This is a genomic window from Bradyrhizobium sp. MI1.11, assembly GCF_055811255.1.
In genome coordinates, this window is record NZ_JBVVPM010000005.1 from 248,224 (window position 1) to 263,804 (window position 15,581).

Annotated in this window: 16 protein-coding genes; 7 read left to right on the forward strand and 9 right to left on the reverse strand. The window is 64.3% G+C overall.

All coding sequences use genetic code 11. The features are described 5' to 3' along the window. Window positions 1-89: 89 nt before the first annotated feature. From AC0L30_RS07820 to AC0L30_RS07830, 3 genes are all read left to right on the forward strand, one after another. Window positions 90-593, forward strand: a complete 504-nt coding sequence (locus AC0L30_RS07820; protein WP_219682889.1) for a CAP domain-containing protein — start codon at window positions 90-92, stop codon at window positions 591-593. Between the two features lie 78 nt (window positions 594-671). Then, a complete protein-coding gene (locus tag AC0L30_RS07825; protein WP_354200423.1) occupies window positions 672-1,847 on the forward strand; it encodes a patatin-like phospholipase family protein in 1,176 nt (391 codons plus the stop codon). Window position 1,848: 1 nt separating this feature from the next. Continuing rightward, a complete protein-coding gene (locus AC0L30_RS07830; protein ID WP_007599857.1) occupies window positions 1,849-2,637 on the forward strand; it encodes a 3-hydroxybutyrate dehydrogenase in 789 nt (262 codons plus the stop codon). 136 nt (window positions 2,638-2,773) lie between these two features. Here the strand turns inward: AC0L30_RS07830 and AC0L30_RS07835 are convergent, their stop codons facing one another. The 5 genes from AC0L30_RS07835 to AC0L30_RS07855 all read right to left on the reverse strand — a co-directional run bounded on the left by AC0L30_RS07835 (window position 2,774) and on the right by AC0L30_RS07855 (window position 6,886). Next, window positions 2,774-3,598, reverse strand: coding sequence for a sulfite exporter TauE/SafE family protein (locus AC0L30_RS07835; protein ID WP_007599859.1), 825 nt, complete (start codon window positions 3,596-3,598; stop codon window positions 2,774-2,776). Between the two features lie 230 nt (window positions 3,599-3,828). Next, window positions 3,829-4,143, reverse strand: coding sequence for a type II toxin-antitoxin system RelE/ParE family toxin (locus AC0L30_RS07840; protein ID WP_354200422.1), 315 nt, complete (start codon window positions 4,141-4,143; stop codon window positions 3,829-3,831). After that, complete coding sequence (locus tag AC0L30_RS07845; protein ID WP_219682885.1) at window positions 4,140-4,376, reverse strand: hypothetical protein; 237 nt, start codon at window positions 4,374-4,376, stop codon at window positions 4,140-4,142. Before AC0L30_RS07845 ends, AC0L30_RS07840 begins: the two co-directional genes overlap by 4 nt. 53 nt (window positions 4,377-4,429) lie before the next feature. After that, window positions 4,430-5,797, reverse strand: coding sequence for a flippase (locus tag AC0L30_RS07850; RefSeq protein ID WP_219682884.1), 1,368 nt, complete (start codon window positions 5,795-5,797; stop codon window positions 4,430-4,432). 249 nt (window positions 5,798-6,046) lie between these two features. Beyond that, complete coding sequence (locus tag AC0L30_RS07855; protein ID WP_354200421.1) at window positions 6,047-6,886, reverse strand: protein-disulfide reductase DsbD domain-containing protein; 840 nt, start codon at window positions 6,884-6,886, stop codon at window positions 6,047-6,049. Between the two features lie 142 nt (window positions 6,887-7,028). On the opposite strand from AC0L30_RS07855, the gene AC0L30_RS07860 reads away from it, so the two are divergent. Further along, entirely contained in the window at window positions 7,029-7,673 is a 645-nt protein-coding gene (locus AC0L30_RS07860) for a YqgE/AlgH family protein (RefSeq protein ID WP_007599866.1), read from the forward strand. Window positions 7,674-7,827: 154 nt separating this feature from the next. Here the strand turns inward: AC0L30_RS07860 and AC0L30_RS07865 are convergent, their stop codons facing one another. Both AC0L30_RS07865 and AC0L30_RS07870 read right to left on the reverse strand, forming a co-directional pair. Next, a complete protein-coding gene (locus AC0L30_RS07865) occupies window positions 7,828-8,715 on the reverse strand; it encodes a TauD/TfdA dioxygenase family protein (RefSeq protein ID WP_007599867.1) in 888 nt (295 codons plus the stop codon). A gap of 190 nt (window positions 8,716-8,905) precedes the next feature. Continuing rightward, window positions 8,906-9,685 (reverse strand): SDR family NAD(P)-dependent oxidoreductase, encoded by a 780-nt coding sequence (locus AC0L30_RS07870; RefSeq protein ID WP_354200420.1) that lies wholly within the window; start codon window positions 9,683-9,685, stop codon window positions 8,906-8,908. Window positions 9,686-9,784: 99 nt separating this feature from the next. On the opposite strand from AC0L30_RS07870, the gene AC0L30_RS07875 reads away from it, so the two are divergent. Together AC0L30_RS07875 and AC0L30_RS07880 are read left to right on the forward strand one after the other, a co-directional pair. Then, on the forward strand, window positions 9,785-10,522 hold the full coding sequence (locus tag AC0L30_RS07875) for an SDR family NAD(P)-dependent oxidoreductase (RefSeq protein WP_473404106.1): 738 nt from the start codon (window positions 9,785-9,787) through the stop codon (window positions 10,520-10,522). Between the two features lie 59 nt (window positions 10,523-10,581). Further along, complete coding sequence (locus AC0L30_RS07880) at window positions 10,582-10,956, forward strand: CsbD family protein (protein WP_007599877.1); 375 nt, start codon at window positions 10,582-10,584, stop codon at window positions 10,954-10,956. Between the two features lie 160 nt (window positions 10,957-11,116). On the opposite strand, the gene AC0L30_RS07885 is transcribed toward AC0L30_RS07880, so the two are convergent. Together AC0L30_RS07885 and AC0L30_RS07890 are read right to left on the reverse strand one after the other, a co-directional pair. Continuing rightward, window positions 11,117-12,799: an SGNH/GDSL hydrolase family protein gene (locus tag AC0L30_RS07885; RefSeq protein ID WP_473404107.1), complete on the reverse strand. Its 1,683-nt coding sequence runs from the start codon at window positions 12,797-12,799 to the stop codon at window positions 11,117-11,119. A 170-nt stretch (window positions 12,800-12,969) separates the two neighbouring features. Continuing rightward, window positions 12,970-14,367 (reverse strand): lytic murein transglycosylase, encoded by a 1,398-nt coding sequence (locus tag AC0L30_RS07890; RefSeq protein WP_007599883.1) that lies wholly within the window; start codon window positions 14,365-14,367, stop codon window positions 12,970-12,972. Between the two features lie 203 nt (window positions 14,368-14,570). Between AC0L30_RS07890 and AC0L30_RS07895 the strand changes: the two genes are divergently transcribed. Further along, entirely contained in the window at window positions 14,571-15,446 is an 876-nt protein-coding gene (locus tag AC0L30_RS07895) for a UTP--glucose-1-phosphate uridylyltransferase (protein ID WP_007599884.1), read from the forward strand. Window positions 15,447-15,581: the final 135 nt, after the last annotated feature.

A 15,581-nucleotide genomic window follows, 5' to 3' on the forward strand; every position in this document is an offset into this window, starting at 1 on the left:
CGCACTCAACGGGTCAATTTTTCCTCAATATTCACCTTTCAGCCACGGTTGGTATGCAACAACGGCGCCTGATTTGGGGGCTCCTGTTCATGCGCGTCGCGGCCGCGATACTCATCCTTTTGCTGCTCGCCGGCTGTGCCGGCAACGAGGCACCGGTCCAGCAGCCCTCGATGTATGCCGATATGGCTGTCCCGGGCGCAAAGCTCGATGCGCAGGCGGCAGCGATCATGATCTCGCAATACCGCCAGAACAACGGGCTCGGCACCGTCGTGATCGATCCTGCCCTGATGAGTCTCGCCGAATCTCAGTCCCAGGCCATGGCTGCCGCCAACAAGATGGACCACGACGTCCGCGCGCCGCTGGCTAAGCGCCTCAGCGCCGGCGGCTATCCGGCGACCGTTGCGGTCGAGAACGTCTCGGCCGGCTATCATACGCTGGCGGAAGCGTTTTCCGGCTGGCGCGACTCGCCCCCGCACCGCGCCAACATGCTCAAGAGCGGTGTCACAAAATTGGGCATCGCGGCGGGCTATGCTCCCGGCACCAAATACAAGGTGTTCTGGACCATGATCCTGGCCTCGACGGACGCCCGATAAGCCAGACTTGATCCCGGGATGCATTGACGCCGCGGCAGACTGTCGCCACGGTCGCTCGCCATCTGCTACTGTTCCCGCATGATTGATCATAGTCCAGAAGTCGCAACAATCCCCGCGAACGCGCAACGTGTCCTGGTCCTCCAGGGCGGCGGCGCGCTCGGCTCCTATCAGGCCGGCGCCTTTCAGTCGCTCTGCCATGCCGGCTTCGAGCCGGACTGGGTCGCCGGCATCTCGATCGGCGCGGTCAATGCCGCGATCATCGCCGGCAACGAAGGGCAGACGCGCGTCAAGCGGCTCAAGGAATTCTGGGAGATGGTCTCCGCGCCGGTGCCGTGGAAGCCGATCGGCAAGAGCGACCACAGCCGCGAGCTGTTCAACTCGACCAGCGCCGCATTGATCGCGACCTTCGGCGTGCCCGGCTTCTTCACGCCGCGCATTCCGCCCGCGCCGCTCTGGCCGCCCGGCAGCCCGCAGGCCGAGAGCTATTACGACACCGCACCGCTGAAGAAGACGCTGGAGCGTCTGGTCGATTTCGACCGCATCAATGATCTGAAGACGCGGCTGTCGGTCGGTGCCGTCGGCGTCACTTCCGGCAACTTCAAATATTTCGACAATTTCGAGTTCAGGAAGCTCGGCAAGAAAATCGGCCCCGAGCACATCATGGCCTCCGGCGCGCTGCCGCCCGGCTTTCCGTCCGTTGTGATCGAGGGCGAGCATTATTGGGATGGCGGCATCGCCTCCAACACGCCGCTCGACTACGTGCTGGACGCCGAGACCGACCGCGATCTTCTCATCTTCCAGATCGACCTTTTCAGCGCTCGCGGCGATCTGCCGACCTCGCTGCTCGAGGCGACCGAGCGCGAGAAGGACATCCGCTTCTCGAGCCGCACGCGGATGAACACCGACAAGAACAAGCAGGTGCACAACGCCCGCAGGGCCGTGCGCGACCTGATTTCCAAATTGCCCGATTATCTCAAGAACGACCCTTCCGTGGAATTCCTTGCCAAGGTATCGCGCGAAAGTACCGTTACTGTGGTGCACCTGATCTACCGCAGCAAGAATTACGAATCCTCGTCCAAGGATTACGATTTCTCGCATGTCGCCATGGTCGAGCATTGGGAAGCCGGCGTGCGTGACGTGCATCTGTCGATGCGCCACAAGGATTGGCTCGAGCGGCCGCAATCCGGCGAGACCATGGTGACCTACGATCTCACGGGGGACGTCACTGTGCCCCCGCCAAAAAGGAGCGAGTAATATGGGTAGTCTGTCAGGCAAGAACGCCGTCGTGACCGGGTCGACCAGCGGCATCGGGCTCGCCTATGCGCGCGCCTTCGCCGCCGCCGGCGCCAACGTCGTCATCAACGGCTTCGGCTCGCCGGAGGACATCGAGAAGGAGCGCACCAAGATCGAGTCCGATTTCGGCGTGAAGGCGGTCTATTCGCCCGCCGACATGACCAAGCCCGCCGAAATCGCCGGGATGATCGCGCTCGGCGAGAAGAGTTTTGGTTCGGTCGACATCCTCGTCAACAATGCGGGCATCCAGTTCGTCTCGCCGATCGAGGAATTCCCGCCGGAGAAATGGGACCAGATCATCGCGATCAACCTGTCCTCGGCCTTCCATGCCATTCGCGCCGCCGTCCCGGGCATGAAGAAGAAGGGTTGGGGCCGCATCATCAATACTGCTTCCGCGCACTCGCTGGTCGCCTCGCCCTTCAAGTCGGCCTATGTGTCGGCCAAGCACGGCATCGCCGGCCTGACCAAGACCGTGGCGCTGGAGGTCGCGACCAGCAAGATCACCTGCAACTGCATCAGCCCGGGCTATGTCTGGACGCCGCTGGTGGAGAAGCAGATCCCCGACACCATGAAGGCCCGCAATCTCACGCGCGAGCAGGTCATCAACGACGTGCTGCTCGACGCGCAGCCGACCAAGGAGTTCGTCACCTCCGAGCAGGTCGCGGCCCTCGCGCTGTTCCTGTGCGGCGACGATGCCGCGCAGATCACCGGCACGAATTTGTCGATCGACGGCGGTTGGACCGCGGAGTAGTTCGGCGGTGCCGTAGGGTGGGCAAAGGCGCGTCAGCGCCGTGCCCACCATCGTTTGTTCGAATGAGGAAAAAAGTGGTGGGCACGCTTCGCTTTGCCCACCCTACAAGATGATATCGGACGACGCCGTTCTCCGTTCAGTGTGTCCAGGCCAGCGCCGTCTCGAATGCCGAGGACAGGTGCAGCTCCGCGAACATGATCTTGCCGGCGACCACGAACAGCACGCAGGCAAGTGTCAGGCGCAGCACCGTCTCGGGCACGCGTGTCGCGCTAAAGCTGCCGACGACGATGCCGGGCAGCGAGCCCAACAGCAGCACGCCCATCAGCGCCCAATCCACGTCGCCAAGCGCCCAATGCCCCATTCCAGCGATCAGCGTCAGCGGGACCGCATGGGCGATGTCGGAGCCGACGATGGTCGCCACCGGCAGTCGCGGATAGAGCAGCAGCAGAACGGTGACGCCGACCGCGCCGGCGCCGACCGATGAAATCGAAACCAGCACGCCGAGCACGATTCCGGTGACGACGGTCGCGATCGCCGTGGTGCGGTCATCGACCTGCTCCAGGCGCCGGCGATAGCGCTCCATGATCGATCTGCGGAAGATCAGCGAGGTCGCAGTCAGCAGCAGTGCGAAGCAGAGCACGAGGTTGACGAGATTGCGCTCGGAATCGCTCTTGAGGTCGAGCTTCCATAGCACCAGCAGCGTCAGCGCGCTCGCCGGAAGGCTGCCGCAGGCGAGCCGCAGCACCGCCGGCCAGTGCACGCTGCGCGACCAGCCATGCACCACGCTGCCGCCGGTCTTGGTGGCGGCGGCATAGAGCAGGTCGGTGCCGACTGCGGTCGATGGGTGAATCCCGAACAGCAGGATCAGCAGCGGCGTCATCAGCGAACCGCCGCCGACGCCGGTCATCCCGACCAGCAGGCCGACGCCGAAACCCGAGGCGACGTAGAGTGGATCGATCATGTCCAGGGAATCTTAGGTTCATCTCGTCAGTTGGGCAATATGACGTAGAATAAACTTTCCCTGCGGTGCAACTGCTTGCACCGAATAAGAAAAATCCTCCTGCAGGGGGGCGGAGCGGAGGCGTTTTCTCCAATTCGTCGCCCTCTCGCGAAACGGACATTTCGGTTAGACGTCAAAACCGGAATCCAGAGCTTCGGTTCTCATTCAATCAGAACCGATAACGCTCTAGATTAGGCATATTGCCTTCCGGGCTCATTCAGCCCCGCGACCGGTCGCCGTGACGTGTGGCGGATGTGGACGATATGGATGACGTCGCCACGGACACGGTAAAATATCCGGAATGGGTAGCGGACGACCGCTGCGACACGAACCTCGGAACGGTGCGCAACGCGTAGCGCCGAGAAAGGCGCGACACGGACACGTTCCACGACGTCAACGAATCTCTGGCCGACAGCTTCCGCGATCACAGGGCTGGCGTTGCTGGCATAATAGGTCGCGATGTCCGCGAGATCAGCAAGCGCCCCTCGCGTCCAGACGATCTTCATCCCCGCGCAAATTTCGCGAAGGCCTCCGCAACCTCGGCATCCGTAGCGACCTCGCCGCGATCTATCGACGCCAAGGCCGCGTCAATGCTTCGCAATTCCTCTTGCGTTGCAAGATACTCGCCGCCGAGCAGCTCACTCTCGATTTCGCTGGCAATGGCAACCAACTCCTTCTGGGCCTCTTCAGGCCAAGTCTGGGCACGTTCCAGAAGGTTTCGCAGATCGCTTGCAGCCATGGATCCGACCATATCAGGCGGCGGATGGCTTTCCAATCGCCTTGAGCCGATGGCTAGCGTCCGAACGCCAGCACGTGCAGGCCGAGCCGTTGTCGCACGATCCAGAACAGCAGCACCGTCTCGAAACTGAGCGAGATCGAGGTCGCGGCCGCAGCACCGTGGCCGCCGAAGCGCGGCACCAGCGCGATGCAGAGCACCAGGTTCATCGCAAACGCCAGCGCATAGGCCAGCGCGCAGATCTTCTGCTGGCCGAGCATGTTGAGCAGCCGTTCGACCGGGCCGATCGCGGCGCGGACCACGAGACCGATCGCGGCGACGAACATGATGTCGTAGCCGACCACGAATTGCGGCCCGAACAGCCAGAGCAGCGGCTTGCCGAGCGCGAGCAGCACGATGGTCGCCGCCAGCGACGGCCAGAACGTCCAGTTGATGGCATGCGCCACGTAGGCCGACAGCCGCGCCTTGTCGCCCGCAGCGTTGTATTCGGCGAAGCGATGCGCTGTTGTCGCCGACATCGCGTAGTGGATGAAGGAGACCAGCGCCAGCGTCTTCACCACGGCGAAATAGACGCCGACCTCCTCGGAGGGGCGGAACTGCTGCAGCACCAGCACGTCGGTGTAGGACAGCAGCAGGTAGAAGCTTTCGACCAGCAGGATCGGCAGCGACACGGCGAGCCAGCCGCCGATGTCGTAGGCCTTGGGGCCCGGCTCGATATGACCGCCGAGCTTGCGGTTCAGCACCACCATCTGCCCGGTCATCGCGATCCACACCGCGCCGGCGCTCGCGACCATCGCGGCGACCGCGCCGAGATGATAGCCGAGCAGGAAGGCGCAGGCCGTGATGACGATGATCAGCGCCTGGCGAATGATGAATTGCGGCATCAGGCCGAGCTGCATCCAGTCATGCGAACGCGCGATGCCGTCCTGGGTGTTGGCGACGACGAAAGCGGGCAGCGTCATGCAGCCGATATAGAGCGGCAGCTCTTCGGCCGGATCGATCCAGGGCGACAGCAATTTGACGATACCGGCAAGGCCGAGCGACACCAGTGCGGAAACGGCAAAGGTCAGCCAGCGGCTGCCCGAGAGAAAGCCGCGGAGCAGCGCATGCTCGCCACGGCCGCGGTATTCCGGAATGATTTTTTGCGCGGAGGCCGAGATGCCAAAGTCCATCATGCTGCCGAGCAGCAGCACCCAGGTCCAGACATAGACATAGACGCCGTAGTCCGACGTTCCCATCCAGCGCGCGAGCAGGACCTGCGAGAAATAGGCAAGACCGGCGCTGATCACGCGGATGACGAAGATGGTGCCGGCCAGCCGCCGCGTCAGCGACGCCTCGCTCGACCCGCCCGTCAATTTTTGGCGCAGCCGCGCGATAAGGCCGGCAGGTCCGGTCGTTGCGGGTTCTGCATCCATCACGGCCAATTCGAAGGATCCCCGAGGCGCACAGGAATGCTGCGGCAGACTTGCCGCGCTAGCCTAGGGGATTAGCAACCATTCGTTAAGATTCGGTTGGGTGGAGTGTGTTGCAACTCCAACGTCGTCCTGGCGAAAGCCAGGACCCATTACCCCAGGGAGAGGTTTGGCGAAGATTCGAGGTTAGCAGTTTCGCGCCACCACTACGCCTTGGGGGAATGGGTCCTGGATCTACGCTCCGCTTGTCCAGGACGACAATCACTCCAAATTGGTATTGAACTCGTACGACTTCTCCGGTCCGACCAGCGTGAACTTCAGCGCTGCGCCGTCGGGCTTGGCGCCCGGCGGCAGTCCGTCGAGCTCGAAAGAAAATCGCTTCACGCCCGGTGGGCTGGGCTCGACCGGTGCCGGGATGGGCAACGCCCAATCAGGCGTCGGGCCTTCCACGTAGAGATTGACGGTGCGCGCATCGGGCGCGACCACGTCGACTACGACATTCTTGGGCCCGTCACGCTTGACGTCGCGGATGGTGAGCGGGTTGGGATCGCCGATGGTGGCAGGCTTGGGCACGGTGTCGAGCGCTGCACGCAGATTGGCATCCTCGGTCGAGGCGACGCTGTTGAAGCCGAGCTCGGCGCGGGCCTCGACGGGAATGCAAAGCTTTTCGCACACCGCATAATTGATTTCGGCGCGCAGCGTCACCGGCTTGTCGGCCGCCTTGGCGATGATGCGCAGGGGCAGCACGATCTGGTCGTGATAGCCGATCGAATGGCCGCCCGCGCCGTCGTCGAATTTCTGCGGGGCCGGCCACATCACCGTCACCGCTTCGACATTGTCGGATTTCGAGAAATCGAAGCGCGGCGGAACGCCGGAATCGCCCGGCATTCGCCAATAGGTCTTCCAGCCGGGCTGGATCTGGAAGGCGATACCGCCGAGCAGGACGGCGCCGCTGCGCGATCCCGCCAGCAACCGCACCGCGGAATGTCCGTCGCGTTGCCATGGCGATGAATCGTCGGCATGGGCATCAAGCGCCAGCGACGACGCGAGCAGGGCTGTCGCGACGCCAACCGCCGCACGCAGGGGAACTCTTGTCAGCATGGTACGTCTTTACAGGGTGACCCCGCGGCAAACCATTGAATTGCTTGTGATGGATGCACTTGAATCGAGTCCCTGCAAGCCTTGATTTGACAGCCGGTCGGCCCGACATCAGGATAGGAACTGAAACCGGAGTGCTTCACCGATGGCTCCCACAGGCAAGAGGACGGGCGAAAGCACCCGCAAGTCAGCCCCCGCGCTCCCGAGTTCGGCGGGCTACCTCGACGGCCAGCTGTTGATCGCCATGCCCGTGATGGGCGACGAGCGCTTCGAGCGCTCGGTGATCTATCTCTGCGCCCACTCCGCCGAAGGCGCGATGGGCATCATCGTCAACCACCCGGCCGGCAGCATCGACTTCCCCGAGTTGTTGGAGCAACTCGGCATCATCAAGAAGGGCGAGCACATCAAGCTGCCGGAGAATGCCGAAAGCATGAAGGTGCTACGCGGCGGTCCGGTCGATACCGGCCGCGGCTTCGTGCTGCACTCCAGCGATTTCTACATCGAGAACGCGACGCTCCGGATCGACGACGGCGTCTGCCTCACCGCGACCGTCGACATCCTGCGTGCGATCGCCAACGGCTCCGGTCCCAAGCACGCCATCCTCGCGCTCGGCTATGCCGGCTGGGCGCCGGGCCAGCTCGAGACCGAAATCCAGAGCAATGGCTGGCTGCATTGCGACGCGGATTCGGATTTGATCTTTGGCGACGACGTCGACGAAAAATACGGACGCGCGCTGCGCAAGATCGGCATCGATCCCGGCATGCTCTCGAACGAGGCGGGCCACGCGTAGCGCCATTCTCGCTGCCGTGTATCGCCCTCCGCTGTCATGCCCCGGCTTGACCGGGGCATCCAGTACGCCGGGGCGTATCGGCTCTATCGCAGCTGTCTCGGAGTACTGGATCGCCCGGTCAAGCCGGGCGATGACACCGATTGCTGAGTAGCGCCTACTCCGCCGCCTGCTGCTGCACCGTCGGCTCCGTGCCCGCGACCGTCGCGCGGCGCATGTCGCGGGGCTGCGACTGGTCGTAGCGGCGGACGCGGTGCATGGTCTGGCGGTTGTCCCACATCACGAGATCATGCAGCTTCCATTTGTGGACGTAGACGAACTCGCTTTGCGTCGCGTGCTCGTTGAGATCGCGCAGCAGCAGCCTGCCCTCGGGGACGCTCATGCCGACGATCTTGCCCGCATGCGATGAGAGATAGAGCGACTTGCGGCGATGCACGGGATGGGTGCGCACGAGACGTTGCAGCACCGGCTTGAACATCTGCTTCTCGTCATCGGTGTATTCGGTGAAGCCGAGCGATCCCCGCGAATACATCAGCGAGTGCTCGCAGACGAGGTCCTCGATTTCGGCCTTGGTCTCGTCGTCGAGCGCATCATAGGCCGCGCGCATGTCGGCGAATTCGGTGTTGCCGCCCTTCGGGTTCACCACGCGCGCCGACAGCAGCGAGAATTTTGCCGGGATGGGGCGGAACGAGCTGTCGGAATGCCACAGGCAGTTGCCGAGATTGAACAGATGCGCGCGGCTGTCCTTCGCCAGCGGCTTGCCGTCCTTGCCGAGATTGGAGACGTCGTTTAGGCCCGTCTGGAGCCGGTAGTCCTTTTCCTTCGTCACGGTGCCGCCGCGCGCGTCCTCGCGCTGGCCGAAATTCAGCGCAAAGGCCATCTGCTGTTCGTCGGTGATGTCCTGATCGTGGAACACCAGCACCGCATATTTGTCCATGGCGGCTTCGACCTCGCGCGCCTCATCTGGTGTGAGAGGCTGTCGCAGATCGAGGCCGGAAACCTCGCCGACAAAATGTGTCTGAAGTTGCCGGATGGCGATCGTCATGGCGTTTTCTCCCGGGCGTGCAAGCGGTTGGTCCCGCTCTGTCGAGGAAAAAGTTACTCCCGTAACGGGCGATGTCAACGCTCGGTGCGCATAGCTGCCTATAGCCCGGATGGTGCGAAGCGCAATCCGGGGCATCGTGCCGCGGAAAGACCTTCCCGGATTGCGCTGCGCTCCATCCGGGCTACAGCTCTCACGCGTTGCGCGCCATCAGGCCGCCGTCGACGGGGATGACCGCGCCGGTGAGGAAGGACGCCGCCGGCAGGCACAGGCTCAGCGTCATGTGCGCGACCTCTTCGGGATCGCCGTAGCGGCCCAGTGCGGTGCGGCGCTTGGCGTAGATGGTCTTGTGCTCCTCCGAGATGCGGTCGGTGATGGCGGTGCGGATCGGCCCGGGGCAGATGCAGTTGACGGTGATGCCTTCGCGGCCGAGCTCCACCGCGAGCGAGCGGGTAAGGCTGGCGACGCCGCCCTTCGCCGCCGAATAGGGGCTGTGCAATGCGGTGGCGCCGAGCGCCTCGGTCGAGGCGATGTTGACGATGCGCGGGCTGTTCGACTTGCGCAAATGAGGCAGCGCGGCGCGGATGATGCGCGGATGCGCCGTTAGCATCACCGCGAGGCCCTTGGCCCAGGCGTCCTCATAGGCCTCGTCGTCGATCGCAACGCGCACGGAGATGCCGGCATTGTTGACGATGACGTCGAGACCGCCGAAATGCGCGGCGACGTCGCCGACCACGCGCTTGATCTTATCGCCGTCGGCAACATCGAGCTTCCAGGCTTGCGCGGCTCCGCCGCCTGCCGCGATCTCCTTCGCGACGGCCAGCGCGCCCTGCTCGTCATAATCCGTGACGGCAACGTTTGCGCCGTCAGCGGCGAACACGCGTGCCGTTGCACGCCCCATGCCGCTGGCCGCGCCGGTGACGAGAACGGTCAGGCCCTTCACGGACCGGCTGAGTTGTTTGAAATCGGCCATGCTGTTTCCTCCGAGCGCTGCTTGTTTTTGTTGTGATTGACAAGGCTGTCATCGATCCGCAGACAGGTCAAACAAGCAAGACGATCGGGGAGGCCAGCAATGACGAACGAGCTCGATTTCTCAGGCAAGCAGGTGCTGGTCGTCGGCGGATCCAGCGGCATTGGCAACGGCATCGCGCAAGCCTTTCGCATCAGGGGCGCGCAAGTTGCGGTCTGCGGCACGCGCGCTCACGCGAAGGAATATTCGCAAGCGGAGGGCTCGGATCTCACCGGTCTTTCCTACGCGCAGCTCGACGTCGGCAATGCCGGAGCGGTCGAAGCGTTCAAGCCGTCGTTCGAACGGCTCGATATCCTGGTGCTCGCGCAGGGCGCGGTGCTCTATCGCCGTGGCGAGTTCGAGATGGCGGGCTTCCGCAAGGTCGTCGAGGTCAATCTGATGAGCCTGATGGCCTGCGCCACGCGCTTTCATTCCATGCTGCGGGACTCGCGGGGATCGCTGATCATGGTGTCCTCGACCGCGGCCTATCATTCCACCATGGGCAATCCTGCTTACAACGCGTCGAAGACCGGCGCGGTCGCATTGACACGGACGCTGGGCGAGGCCTGGGCCGAAGATGGCATCCGCGTCAACGGCATCGCGCCCGGTCTCGTCGATACCAAGATGACGAAGGTGACGACCGACAATCCCAAGCGGCTCGAAGGTGCACTTTCACGCATTCCGCTGCGGCGATTGGGCACGCCGGCTGACATGGCGGGCGCGGCGCTATTCCTGGCATCGCCGCTGTCGTCCTACATCATCGGCCAGACATTGGTCGTCGATGGCGGGCTTATTCTCTAGCGTGAGGAACCGCGCCGCTCCTGATCGGTTACTTGGGCTGACCCCTGAGGAGGAGCATCATGGATAAAGATCGGATTGTCGGATCGGCCAAGGAATTCGCAGGACGCGCGGAAGGCGCTGTCGGTGATCTCGCAGGCGATGCGCAGACACAGGCGTCGGGCAAGGCGCGGGAAGCCGCAGGCTCCGTGCAGAATCTCTACGGCCAAGCCAAGGATGCCGTCCGTGACGCGACGGACACCGCGGCCAGCTATGCCAAGGACGCCTATGACAAGCCGGCCGAAACCTTGCGCGACGGTTCGCAGGCGATTGCCCAGAAGGTGCAGGACAACCCGCTCGGTGCGCTGCTGGTCGCCGGCGGTATCGGCTTCGCCCTCGCGTTGCTGATGGCACGGCCTTCGCGCCGCCCGCCGCCGCGCTGGCGCTATTACGGCTAAAGCCAACGCACGATAAGCATCAGGCCCCGGACGCAGTGCGGCGTGTAACGCCGCGTTGCTGAGCCGGGGCACATTCTTTTTGGACGTGCTGGTCCCGGCTCTGCGCGGCAGCGTTTCACGCTGCAGCGCGTCCGGGACACGAGACCTCAGCTTAGAAAAACTACCGGAAAACTTCCGCCGATCGCCCGACATTGCCAGGCGGACGCGGGATCGCGGGATTCGGATTGCGCGGCGCCGGCGCCAATTGACGCGGCGGGGGCGGCGGCGAACCAAAGCCGAAGAAATCGCGCATCGATGGCGCGGCCTGTGCCGGTTGCTGCGGCGCCGGTGGCTTCTTCGGCGCAAGCTTTGGCGGGGCGATCGCTGCGGCCGCACCCGGCGTACCGCCATCGGGCGTCGTCGCGGCGACCGGCGTATCGCCCTTGGCCTGCTCGCGGCCGACTTCGCGACGCGGCCAGGCATAATCGTCGGCGCGGCCGGCAGGCGCAGCCAGTGGCTCGCCCTTCACCATCGTCTTCGCAGCGAGCGCATCGACGGCGGCAGGACGCGAGCCCGGCCCACCCAGCAATTGATCGGTCGAGATCGAGGCCGCAACCAGCGGCACGATCGGGCCGGCCAGCGGCCGCGGTGCGGGCTTGCCGGGCTCGGCGCTGGTATCGGGTGTCGCCGGCTCGCTCGGCAGCGCGATCGGGCCGGAGCGGCCTGCGAGCAGGCGCGTGATCTCGCGCTCGACATAATGCGCGAGCTTGCGCGCGCCGGGTTTTGTGAAATAGACGCCGTCGCCGCTGCGGAGCTGACGGATCTGGCCTTCGAAGTCCGGGCCCTTCTGAAGGAAGCGGCCGGCTTCGTCTACAAAGCCGTCCCAGACGTCGACATAGGTGATGCCGGCCTTGGCCGCGCCTTCGCGATAGAGCGAATCCAGGAACAGCATGTCCGCCGTGCCCTTGGGGCCGCGGATCGCGGGCAGGCCGACCCAGAGCACCGGCACGCCTTTGGCCTTGAGGACGTTGGCGAGCTCCTCGATCTTCTTGCCGTAGAGCTCGACCCAGCGCTCGTCGCGGAATTCGTAGACACCGTTCGGATTGCGCGCCGTCTTTTCGGGCGCGGCCGCAGGCGTGTCGGCGTTATCGGCATCATCCTGCGGCAGGTCGGTGTCGGCGGGCTTGTCGTCCGGCTTGGCGGCCGTGTCGGGTTTGGCATCGCCCGGCTTGTCACCCGGCTTTCCTTGCGGCTTGGCGCGGGCGCCCTTGTCGTTCTTCTTGTCTTTGTCCTTGTCCGAGGCCTTGTCGGATTTCTCGGCCACCGGCTCGCGGATCGAGATGCGGTCGTTGAGGCCGAGCATGACGACGATGATTTCAGGCTTCTCGGTCTCGAGAATGCCCTTGGCCGCAGCCACCCAATCAGAGGGCTCGCCCTTCGGCTGGTACTTGATCAGGCCGGATGTGGTCTTGTGCTTGCGGATCACGCCCATGTCGGGCTGCTCGGTGTAGGCGTCTTCCAGGCCGTAGGCGAGCCAGTCGGCCATGGCGTCACCGATCACCAGCACGTTCTTGTCGGGCGTGGTGTCACGCTTGGCTGGCGCCGGCGCGCGCGAAAAATCCTGGCGCGGCGCCTGCTGCTGTTGCTGCTGGAACGGCGCGAAGAAATCTCCGCCGAACCAGCCGCCGCCTCCGCCATTGCGCGGCGGCGGGGCCGCGCGCTGCGGTGGACCGCCGAAGCCGGGGAAGTTGAAGAACTGCGCCGAGGCCGGGCCGGCAACCGATACCAGAATCGCAAGCGCCGTCCCCAGCGCGATCAACGGGCCGGTCTCGGTCAGCGCCTTGAGCAGGGACTTCTTCGACATGCGATCTCGGGCACGCGCAATGGGGGATCGGGACACGCTCGATATAATAACGGAATCGGGCGCCAAACGGGCAGATTCTGTTGCAGATTTTGACCCATACGCCGAGGAACAGGCGCCGCCGTCAAGGCTGCCTGCCAAAATCCCTGTTCAGGGTTACTTTCGACGCGATTTTACCGCCCGCGCAGCCGGTCCAGCACGTCGGAGGAGGCAAAACCGTCGGCGGGGACCCCGATCGAGGCCTGGAAGTTGCGCAGGGCCTCCCGGGTCTGGCCGCCGAACTGGCCGTCCGGGGTGCCCTTGTAGAAGCCGCGTTGGGCCAGCAGCTGCTGCAGTTCCAGCCGCTCGGTGCGGGACAGCTCCCGCTCCTGCCGCGGCCAGGGCTGCACGAAGGGCTGGCCGCCGCGGAGGCGATCGGCGAAATGGCCGATCGCCAGCGCATAGGCCTCGGCCGGGTTGTACTTCATGATGACGCGGAAGTTCTGCAGCATCAGGAAGCCCGGCCCTTGGGCACCGGCCGGCGCAAGCAGATAGGCCTTCTCCGCCGGATGCGGGAAGGGCTGGTTGGTCGGGCGCTTGAGGCCGAGCTTTTCCCATTGCGCCATCGTCATCGCCTTGGCGCGGTCGGCCAGCATGTAGTTGAAGCCTTGGGGCACCACGACCTCGTAGCCCCAGGTCTGGCCGGCCTGCCAGCCGTCCTTCTTCAGATTGTTGGCGGTCGACGCGATCAGGTCGGAGGGATTGTCGACGACGTCACGCCGGCCGTCGCCGTCGCCGTCCACGGCAAAGCGCTTGAACGCGGTCGGCATGAACTGCGTCGGGCCGAAGGCGCCGGCCCAGGAGCCGCGCAACTGTTCGGGCCTGAGATCGCCGCGGTTGAGGATCTCCAGCGCCGAGAGGAATTCGTCCTTGAAGTAAGCTTGGCGGCGCCCGATGCAGGCGAGCGTCGCGGTCGATTGCAGCACGCTGCGATCGCCCATCTGCGTCGAGTAGTTGGACTCGATGCCCCAGATCGAGGCGATGATATAGCGGTCGACGCCGGTGGCTTTTTCAGTGGCGTCGAACTGCGCTTTGTACTTGGCGAGAACCTCGCGGCCCTTGGCGAGGCGGTTGTCGTTCACGAGGATGTCGAGATAATCCCAGATCGACTTAGTGAACTCGGGCTGCGAGTCCATCAGGTCCATGATGCGCAGATCGGGCGCGAGGCCTGCCGTGAAGCGCTGGAAATTTTCCTGCGTGATGTTGCGCCGTGCGGCATCGGGCCACATCCCTGCGACGCAATTGTTGAAGCTACCCGCGGCCTCGCGGATCGCGGCGGCTGTCATCAGCGGATGGCCGGAGGCGCCGTCCTCGCCGGTCCAGGGTTGAACTCCCGTTTGAGCGCCGCTGGATCCGGGCGCTGCTTGCGAAGTCGCCGGGTTCGGGCCTGAGAAAATACCGCCGAACAGATTGGACAGACCGTTCTGAGCCTGCGCGCCGGCGGGAAGCGGGAACAGCAGGGCGGCCGCAATCATCGTCGCACCGGTCACGGACCCGCCCCGTTTCGCCAGCCCTGCCATTGATTGCATCATGTCCACACCTGTCCGGCCAAAATCTGCCCTCAGGAGGCCTGGTTACGGTTGCCAACAGCTTAACAAAGGTGAAATTTTGATGGTGGCCTTTTTCTTAACTCTGTGAGGATGAGGCCCCACATCCGCCTTTGTTGGCGGCTGCAAACAAGCTAGCAAGATGCCATTGCTCCCTTCACGTGTTCCTCAGGTATTCGATCAATCCCATGAAAATCCGCAAAGCCGTATTTCCCGTTGCCGGCCTCGGCACCCGCGTCCTGCCCGCCACCAAGGCGATGCCGAAGGAAATGCTGACGATCGTCGACAAGCCGCTGATCCAGTACGTCTATGACGAAGCCAGGGAAGCCGGCATCGAGCACTTCATCTTCGTCACCGGCCGCAACAAAAGTGTCATCGAAGATCATTTCGACCGGATGTTCGAGCTTGATGCGACGCTGGCCGCGCGCGGCAAGAAGACCGAGCAGGACGTTCTGGCGCAGAACCAGCCGGAGGCCGGCGCCGTCAGCTTCACTCGCCAGCAGGCGCCGCTCGGCCTCGGTCACGCAGTCTGGTGCGCGCGCGACATCGTCGGCAACGAACCGTTCGCGGTCGTGCTGCCGGACGAACTCGTGCTCAATTCGCCCGGCTGCCTGAAGCAGATGATCGACACCGCCAGCAAGCTCGGCGAAAAATCCAATGTCATCGCGGTCGAGCCGGTGCCCGACCATCTGACCCATCAATACGGCATCTGCGGCGTCGGCAAACGCACCGGCAAGATGTTCGAGGTCGACGGCATGGTCGAGAAGCCGGCGAAGGGCACCGCGCCCTCCAACCTCTCGATCACCGGCCGCTACATCCTGCAGCCGGAGATCTTCAAGATCCTGGAGACCCAGGAGCGCGGCGCCGGCGGCGAGATCCAGCTCACCGACGCCATGATCGGCCTCGCCAGATCGCAAAAGTTCTACGGCGTCGAGTTCGAGGGCGAGCGCCACGATTGCGGCTCCAAGCCCGGCTTCCTCCGCGCCAACATCGCCTACGGCCTGAAGCGGCCGGAGCTGCGTGACGGGCTCATTGCGGAAATGAAGAAGTATTTGGGGCAGTAGTCTCTGTCGTGCCCGGGGGGGTGGGGGGGTGGGGGGGGGGGTGGGGGGGGCCCCCCCCCCCCAAAAAAAACCCCCCCCCCCCCCCGGGGGGGCCCGGGGCCCCCCCCCCGCGTTGGGGCCCCCGCGGGGGTGGGG